Annotated in this window: 3 protein-coding genes; all 3 read left to right on the forward strand. The window is 65.6% G+C overall.

The features are described 5' to 3' along the window. The first annotated feature begins 1,462 nt into the window (after positions 1 to 1,462). The 3 genes from ABGA98_RS45460 to ABGA98_RS45470 all read left to right on the forward strand — a co-directional run bounded on the left by ABGA98_RS45460 (position 1,463) and on the right by ABGA98_RS45470 (position 9,012). Complete coding sequence (locus ABGA98_RS45460; RefSeq protein ID WP_347624712.1) at positions 1,463 to 2,704, forward strand: DNRLRE domain-containing protein; 1,242 nt, start codon at positions 1,463 to 1,465, stop codon at positions 2,702 to 2,704. Then, positions 2,683 to 8,289 (forward strand): DNRLRE domain-containing protein, encoded by a 5,607-nt coding sequence (locus ABGA98_RS45465; protein ID WP_347624713.1) that lies wholly within the window; start codon positions 2,683 to 2,685, stop codon positions 8,287 to 8,289. The genes ABGA98_RS45460 and ABGA98_RS45465 overlap by 22 nt, the downstream gene beginning before the upstream one ends. A 123-nt stretch (positions 8,290 to 8,412) precedes the next feature. Beyond that, positions 8,413 to 9,012, forward strand: coding sequence for a hypothetical protein (locus tag ABGA98_RS45470; protein WP_347624714.1), 600 nt, complete (start codon positions 8,413 to 8,415; stop codon positions 9,010 to 9,012). The last annotated feature ends 147 nt before the right edge of the window (positions 9,013 to 9,159 follow it).

Below are 9,159 nucleotides of genomic sequence, written 5' to 3' on the forward strand. Positions count from 1 at the left end.
CCGTTCACCCGGAAGGTGCGTCCGTTCTGTGCGATGTCTTGATCTAAGCAGTCAGATCATCGCAGGTCGGAGGCACCTTCTTCATTTATCGATCTTCAGGGCGAAATTCGGGCTGAATAGCTGAGGTTGATGGGCGGCGGAGGTTGAGGTGAAGCCGCCGATCACAGCGGGCTTGAGCGTGGGCGGTTTGATCAGTAGCCGGTGTCCGGCCTTGGTGAGGGCGGCGCGTAACTCCGCAGCGGTGTAGGCGGCATCGGCCAGGATGTGCAGTGGCCCGTGGTCGTGAGCGAGCAGGCCGGGGGCGACGACGGCCTCGTGATGAGCGACTCCGGCGCCGGGCAGCAGGGGCGGCGGCGGTGAAAAGGCCGGCTTCTGGCTCGACGGCCAGGTGGGCCTTGTAGCCGTCGTTACGCTGTTGCTGGGTCTTGTGGATGCGGCGGACCTCGGGATCGAGGTTGCGTCCGCGGAAGTGGTGTACGGGCCCGCCCTGCCGCCGGCATCGCCCGGTTGGCTGAGCCTCGGCCCTCCAGCGGGAAGTACCTGGCATGGTGGCTGCCGATGGCGATGGTCTGCGGCTAGAGCGTAGCCCAGGAGAGTGACGACGCCCTCAATGGCGATGGCCGGTTGCTGTTCCGGGTTGTACGCACGTATTTGGCACGATCGACGGCTGCGTTGTCCGCGGGTGGAGGCGGTCGTAGCGGGTTGCCGCTGCGCGGATGACCCGAAATCGGGGGTTGACCTGGGGGAATACCTCGAAGATCATCCCGACCATATCCCCGGATCATGGTCCTACGGCTGCATACGGGCGCTCTCGGCTGCCTACCAAGGTCCACAAAGCAAAAGACCTGCGGCCGTAAAACCGCAGGTCGTAGGCCAAAATGCCTGGTCAGATGCGTGCCCCCGGCAGGATTCGAACCTGCGGCACCCGCTTTAGGAGAGCTCGAGCCGTACGGAGCCAGGTATGTCCATCAATGAGCGGTATGTAGGAATTAGCTGAGGCTGCCCAACGACTTCCCATGGCCCGCCACCGGCCCTCCTTTGACCTGGTCAGGGCATTAGCCGTGGCGAAAGCTCGCAAGGTGTTCCCGCTCTTCAGGTGCGGGTCCTTGATGGTGGTCAGCGTCGGTGTCCCTCGCGCTGGCCCGGTGGCGGTGCGGTGTGGCACCCGGCCATCCGGGGTCGTGTCGGGAGCCTCCTGCCGCGGATCTTGCGGAACTGGGTTGTAGGGCGGGGTGACCTCAAGCCGCCTGCCTGCGTTGACGCGGTTGATGCTAACGGAGCCCGGCTTTCCCGTTACAGAAAAGGATCTTTACTATAGTCGGCGGACATGTGATGATCACTTGGTTTTGCCACATCTGTTCGAAAGGATCGAGTGAACACATCACGAACAGCGTCTGGCTTATCCGGCCGGACGCGCCGCCGCGCTGCCCTGATCGCGGTTCTGACGCTGCCGCTCTCGCTGGTGAGCGCACCCGCGATCGCTCAGAACCCCACGCCACCCCCCACCCCAGCCTCCGCGACATCACCGCCCAGCACCCCCGCCACGCCCACCAGTAAGGCGCTGGCGCAGGCCAAGAAGGACAACCGGCGCATCGAGATCGAGTCGATGCGCTCGGAAGGCGCCACCTTCTACGCCAACCCGGACGGCAAGACGGTCCGGATGGAAATGCACACGCAGCCGATCCGCGTCAAGCACGCCGACGGCAAAGGCTTCACCCCGATCGACACCACCCTCATCGAGGCGGACGGCGCCATCAAGCCCAAGGCGGCACACGGCGATCTTGTCCTGTCCGCTGGCCAGGACAAGACCCTCCTCAAGAGCCGGGCGGCCGATGCCACGGCGCAGATCGGCACGCCGTCGGTGTTGCCCGAGCCGCGCTTGAAGGGCAGCACCGCCACCTACCCCGACGCCTACGGCAAGGGCCGCGACCTGGTGGTGACCGCGAACGCCACCGGCTTCCGGCAGCGGATCGTCATCGCCGAACGGCCCACCGGCCCAGTCTCCTTCCAGGTGCCGGTCGACCTGCCCGAGGGGTTGTCGTTCAAGACGAACGCCGCAGGCCGGCCCATCATCGTGGGCAAGGACGGCAAGACGCTCACCGAAGTGCGGCCGACCCTGCTGCAGGACGCGACAGCCGCCGACGCCGGCGCCCCGATCGACGCGGGCAAGGTCGGCAAGGCCGCCGTCACGCTGAGTGAGGACGGCACGAGCCTGGTGTTCACGCCGGATGCCGCGTTTCTGGCCGATCCGGCGGTCACCTACCCGGTGACGATGGCCGCCGCCGCGGACGACTGGTGGGAGACCGACACCAGCGAATGGCACCTCGGCGGCCAGGACACCTTCGTCAACGACGCCGACTACCCCGACAGCTGGGACAACTTCACCCTCGACCGGATCCTGGTCGGCAAGTCCAACGACGGCGCGGTGCGCTGGCGCGGCTATCTCCAGTTCCCCGACGTGCCGGCCGAGTTCGCGGGCGCCACGGTGGAGAACGCCGACCTGATCTTGTGGAACTACTATTCCAACGCCTGTGGGGAGCGCGTGGGCTCTGGCATCACGGCGCGGCGGATCACCTCCGACTGGGAGGAGGCGACGCTGCACTGGAACAGCCAGCCGTCCGTCACCGACACAGGCGCCGACACTGAGTACGGCGCCTACAGCGACTACGCTGCACTGGCTCGATGGCCTACGCCTGGGACCTGATCCACTCGGTCGACGACATCGTCCAGGCCTGGGTTAACGGCGCTCCCAACTATGGCATCCAGCTTGCCGCCGGCAGCGAATCGGACATCACCAACTGGCGCCGCTACCGCACCGACGAAGCCGGTGGCTGCACCACCGCCCCACGGGAACAATGCCAGGGCACCCTCCACCCGCCCATCCTAACCGTGGACTTCGAGATGGAAGGCCCCGTGGAGGAAGTCGTCATGCTGACCGGCACGCAGCTGACGAGTCTTCCCGAATACGAGGATGCCGTCGCCATGTCGATGTATCACCCGCTCGGGCCTGATGAGGACGTCACGATTACCAAGGAGGTAGCCGCCCGTATCGCTGGGCAGCGTGACGGTCAGGAATACCAGATCGGCACGGACAAGCTCGACTTCGACGAAAGCGGCATTGGAGGTACCGGCGACGGCGAAGACACCGGCGCTCCGCGAGTAATCACAGTCGAGCCAGAAAACGGGGCAGTCGACGTACCGTTAGACACCTCAGTGAAAATCACCTTCTCGGAGCCGGTCGGCGAGGCGCAGGTGATCGTCAAGGACGCCGCAGGAGCTCAGACAGCGGGAACACTGGCGTACGACAGCACGGAAACGGTGCTGACCTTCGACCTAGAGCAGGCGCTGAAGGCGGGAACCAGGTACACCGTCGAGGTCTTAGGCGCGATGGACTCGTGGGAGAACACCATGGCCCCATACACCTGGTCCTTCACCACGCTTCAGCAATCGGTGGCTCAGTGGACGTTCGATGAGGGAAACGGTCGTACGGCCGCCGACTCGTCAGGCAATGATCACGATGCGAGTCTGAACGACACGGCGGCGTGGATCGCAGGGAAGAGCGGGAACGCGATCTCCAACGCGCCGTCGCAGGCACGGATCGCTGCCTCCCGGTCGGCGGCCAAGCAGGGCAAGGCGGTCGAGGTCGCCGATGAGACGACCGCGACGAGCATCACCTATGCCCAGCCGGACGGGAAGACGTTCAAGACCGAGGTCACGGCCGGTCCGGTGCGGACCAGGCAGGCTAGTGGTTGGGTGCCGATCGACACCACTCTGGCCGAGCAGAGCGGCAAGCTGAGGCCCAAGGCCCTCGCCGAGGGCGCTGTCGTGGAGATCTCTGCTGGCGGCACGGATCCGTTCGTGAAGATGTCCGCCGATGGTAAGTCGTACGCGCTGCGCTGGCCGACGCCGTTGCCGAAGCCGTCGGTCAAGGGCAGTGTCGCCACGTATACCGACGCCGCCGGTGTTGGGGCCGATCTGGTGGTGACGGCGTTGCCGACCGGATTTCGGCATGAGGTGGTGCTGCGGCAGCGGCCATCGAAGCCGGTGGAGCTGCGGATCGGCGTCGAAGACGACGGCCTGACCCTTTCTGAGGGCAAGGGCGGCCGGCTGCTGCTGAAGGGCAAGGACAAGAAGTTGGTCGCTACCGGGACACGGTCGGTCGTGTCGGACGGCAGCGGCAAGGACCGTCCTGCGTCGGTCAAGCGCGGTGAGGCCGGCAGCGACGTGGTCATCAAGGGCGGCCGTACGGAGCTGGTGGTCAAGCCGGACCAGAAGTTCCTGGCCGACGCCGCCACGATGTACCCGGTGCGTGTGGCGGCGGCGGTGACGCTGCCGATCGGCGCTGACGTTGATGTCACCACGCTCGAGGTGGACTCGCCCGCCTACCCGGACAGCGCGTACCTCATGGCCGGCACCATGTCGGACGGGTTCAAAGCGCGGGCGCACCTGAAGTTCGACACCACGGGCCTGCAGGGCAGCACGGTGACCGGCGCCACGTTGTCGATGACCACCGTTGACAGCCACAACTGCGGCCCCGCGCTCGCCCGCGGTATCCAGGTCGCCCGCCTGACCGGCGGCTGGGACCCGGACAACATGTACTGGGCAGGCAAGCCTGCCCACACCACCGAGGACGCCTCCACCAACTTCAAGGGCGTCAACGAGGACTGCGCCGTCTGGCCGGACACCATGGACTGGGACGTCACCGGCATCGCCCAGGACTGGGCCGCCGGCGCCGCCGACCACGGTCTGGTGCTCAAGTCGCCCGGCGAGGCGAACGTCGACAACTACCGGATGTTCACCTCCTCGGAATACCCCGACGAGGACGGCGCTCCGCCCACGCTGACCGTCACCACCAGCGGTCCCGCCTCCGAACCGACCGTCACCGGCCCGGCCATCACACCGGCGCAGACCGTGGACGGCACCACCGTGACCAGTTCGCTCACCCCGCAGCTCGTTGCGACCGTCGCCGACCCCGCAGGCGGCAGCCTGACCGGCGAGTTCGAGGTCGAGCACGACCCCACCGCACCCGCCGGGCAGGGCAGCGGCCAGATCTGGGCCGGTGCCTCACCGGAGATCGCCTCCGGCGGCCGGGCCACGATGAGCGTCCCCGCCGGGAAGCTGGCCGACGGCTGGAAGATCCGCTGGCGGGCCCGCGCGGCCAACGTCACCGCGTCGACCACCTCAGCGTGGTCGGACTGGCAGACCGCAACGGTCGACGTGCCCAACCCGGCCGTTGACACCTTCCAGGTCACCCCCTCCCAACTGGTCGACGGCGTCACCACGGCCACCAGCCTGACCCCGGCCCTGCGGGCCACGGTCACCGACCCGGCCGCGCAGCCGCTGCGTGCGGAGTTCGAACTCGAGCACGACCCGGCCGCGAGCGGGCAGGGCAGCGGCCAGATCTGGGCCGGTGCGGTCGATGACGTCGCCTCCGGCACCCAGGCCTCGGCCACCGTCCCCGACGGGAAGCTGAGCGATGGGTGGAAGGTGCGCTGGCGGGTCCGGGCGATCAACACCGCCACCACGGTCGGCTCGCCCTGGTCGGACTGGCAGAACCTGAGCGTGGACGTGCCGGACCCGGTCTCCGAACCGGCCGTCGGTGCGTTGCAGGTCATCCCGTCCGAGCAGGTGGACGGCACCACCGTCACGCCCACCCGCACCCCGGCATTGCTGGCCCAGGTGAGCGACCCGGCAGGCAAGCCGCTGCGGGCTGAGGTCGAACTGGAGCACGACCCGTCCGCATCCGAAGACCAAGGCGCCGGCCAGATCTGGACCGGCAGCGCCGACAACGTCCCGACCGGTACCCAGGCGAATATCGCCGTCCCGGCGGACAAGTTGACCGACGGGTGGAAAGTGCGCTGGCGAGCCCGCGCGGTCTCGGCCACCGCCACATCCGCCTGGTCGGACTGGGAGTCCTTCACCGTCAGCCTGCCCAAGCCCACCTTTAGCGGCCTAGCGATTACCCCGTCGAAGGTGGTGGCCGGCGAGACGGTGACCACCACTCTCACTCCTACACTGAAGGCCACCGTCACCGACCCCACCGGTCAGGCGATGCGCGCCGAAGCCGAAATCGAGCACGACCCGTCCGCGCCGGACGGGCAGGGCACCGGTCAGATCTGGGTCGGCGGCGTAGACAACGTCCCGGCCGGTACCCAGGCGAATATCGCCGTCCCGGCGGACAAGTTGACCGACGGGTGGAAAGTGCGCTGGCGCCTGCGCGCCGTCTCCGAGCAGGCCACCTCGGCGTGGTCGGACTGGCAACCGGTGACCGTCGACGTCGTCCAGCCCGGAGAGGAGCCACTGGCCCAGACCGTCGGACCGGTGATTCGCACCGACCAGAGTTTCACCGCCGCCGCCTGGCTGCGCTGGAGCGACAAGGACGGCGACTACACCGTCCTTGAGCAGAAGGGCACCCACCAGGCACCCTTCCGCCTCGGCAACACCCCCGACCACGGACTGGAGTTCACCTTTACCAGCGCCGACACCACCGATGCGACGATCGAGGGCGTGCTCTCCGACGTTGAACCACCAGTCGACGAGTGGTTCCACCTGGCGGGCGTGTACGACGCCACGGCCAAGATCGCCTCGCTGTACCTCAACGGAGTCCTTGTCAAGTCGGAGTCACTCACGGTGTCCCCTTGGCATGCCGACTCCGTGATGACCTTAGGCACTCAGGTGCAGGGCGGCCTCGACGAGATGCAGCTCTATCAGCAATCCTTGACTGCGGGCGATGTGGCTACTCTCTTCACCGGAGTAAATGGCGTTCGTGAGAGCTCCACAGAACGGTCCGCACCAACCGGTACGTTTACACCGAACGCTAGCGCGGCCGTCTCCAACTTCAACACTGATCACATATCGCTGGAGACCTGCTACAAATCACCCCCTGTCTACGGCGAGCCTGCAAAGGCTCGCATCCAGGAGCGCCCGTACTCGTCCTGCTGGTCGTCCTACTTCACCATCGGCGCATACCAGGAAGACGACGACACCACCAAGAAAACCAAGAAGGGTGGGAAGACTCCTGTTGTCCGCATTGCGGCGAAGCTGGCGGATGTGGCGATCGACTCTCTGACCGATGACATGATCTTCTCGTTCCGCGCCACTTGGGTCATGCACAGTTACCTTGGCAACCCCGCCGGAGATGGAGTCGTCGGCGGCGACGGCACCACGAAGCCACAGCACGTCAAGGCGTTCGTACGGCTCCAGGACTTCGGGATCTTCCAAGACGGCGTGAGGCAGACCAGGTTCGACCGAGGGCTTCAGCAGATGAACATCGGCTTCGATCTTACGGTGTCATCGGCGACCTCGTCCCGGTGTGAGGTCGAAGGAGGCAGCGACCACATCAAGTCGATCCCGAGCTGGGAAGCGACGAGTCACGTGGCCGTCATGGTCCGGGGATATCCCGACTCAGCAAAGAAGAACGCGGTGTGCACCATCAAGCCGCTGATCACGTCGATCGGAGGTGTCGGCTACATAGGGCGCCTATGGTCGCAGGAGGTCCTCGACCGGGAGGGGAAGCGCGTCGGCGTATATCGAAACGGGGACGCGCCTCCCGCGACCAATTCCGTATGGGCTCCGAATTTCCGCTGCGACTGGGTGACGCTAGGGAAGTCTGACAACGCCAACGACGGTGTTCCGGACCACACCGGAGGATGCGTCAACACCCGGGCACATCGGATCTGGACCATGTCCAAGAGCTTGAACAACAACTTCATCGAGGTCATCGAGCACATCGAGGACGCGATGGATCCCTCCGAGAACGTCAAGACGTTCCCGCCCTTGCGGCGGGGTGACACGACGGCGTCGCGGGATCCCGAGTACCCGCCGACAAAGAAGACGCTCGGCACCGAGATGTCTAAGGCGATTCCCGGTAACTGGGCGGCAGCGCCGAACACTCCAGCAGGAAAGCCATTGCATCGAGGCATCAATGCGGACGAAGCGGCCAATCGTGCAGTATTCTCCAAGCATCAGTTCTGGTCAGACTTCGGCACGTCTGAGGAACAGTTCTGGCGCACATCAACAGGCACGAACTACTGCAAGTACTACGAATACGAGAGTAAGTTCAAGGACAACTACACCGGTGTCTACGACTGCGACGAATATCCGTACGCCTCCACCAAGCAGGGGGCGGCGAAGGATAAGCTGAATTATTCGGTGCGAGGCGTCGACCTGCATGAGAACCGGCGCCACGGCAACTATCTCAAAACCTTCTATGCCGAGTATCGCCTAACTCCCGACGAGGTCGGCGACAACGTGGAGGATAGTCCGTTCTGGATGATGATCGTGCCATAACCGACACGTAGTCCACCGCAGTGCGCGGTATATTGAGGTGTGGTTGCCGGGTGATCAGCCTGGCAACCACACGTTCCCCTTCCTCAAGGCACCCGTCGAGTCGGCGGAGAATGCGATGGCTGCATGGCCGGGCTGCTGCCCTCAGAGAATCAGTGGGACCTGCTGCGGGAATTTGGGCTGGGCAGTGGGTTCGCCGGGATATGGGTCGAAGGCGACGACCCGGAGGAGTTGGCGCGGCGGTTGCGGGTGGATCCGGGCCTGCGCGTGGAGTGCGGCTTCGACGAGGCGATGACCAGGTACGAGCACTCGTTGGACGATGAGGTCATCTGGATCGGGACCCATGCGCCCGGCTGGACCCACGTCCTTTGGCTCAGCGGCTTTCATACGACTGCGGAGGCGAAGGCGCTCAGCGCGGGAGGACGACGGCTTATCACCATGTTCTACAACGGAGGACTGGGTGAGCTTGACCATCTGTATCTGTATCAGGACGGCGCGCTGGTCAATGAAATCGATCCGCCCTATGTCGACGGCGCGCCGGTGAGCGTGGCCGAGTACGCGGTGCATGCGGAAGGGCTTGAGTTGGAGCTCGGCATGTCCAGCATGCAGGAGCTTCACCTCCTGCTCTGCATGGTCGGGCGGATCACCGGGCGTTTCCTCGATCGGGACTGGTTCTCCTCGACTCGCGTTCTTTACCCCATCCCCCAAGAAGCCTGGGCCCTCTGAGCGGGACACGAAAGACCTAGCCTCGATGACTCAGGCCGGGGTCGCGTCTGCTGAACGGTTCGGCGTGGCGGAGGTTTCCGCCTGATCATCCGTTTTGGTTCGACCGGTGGGGTGGCATCACCGTCCGAGGCGCTCGGGTGGGCGACG

This window comes from Nonomuraea sp. B1E8 (genome assembly GCF_039871515.1).
GTDB lineage: Bacteria > Actinomycetota > Actinomycetes > Streptosporangiales > Streptosporangiaceae > Nonomuraea.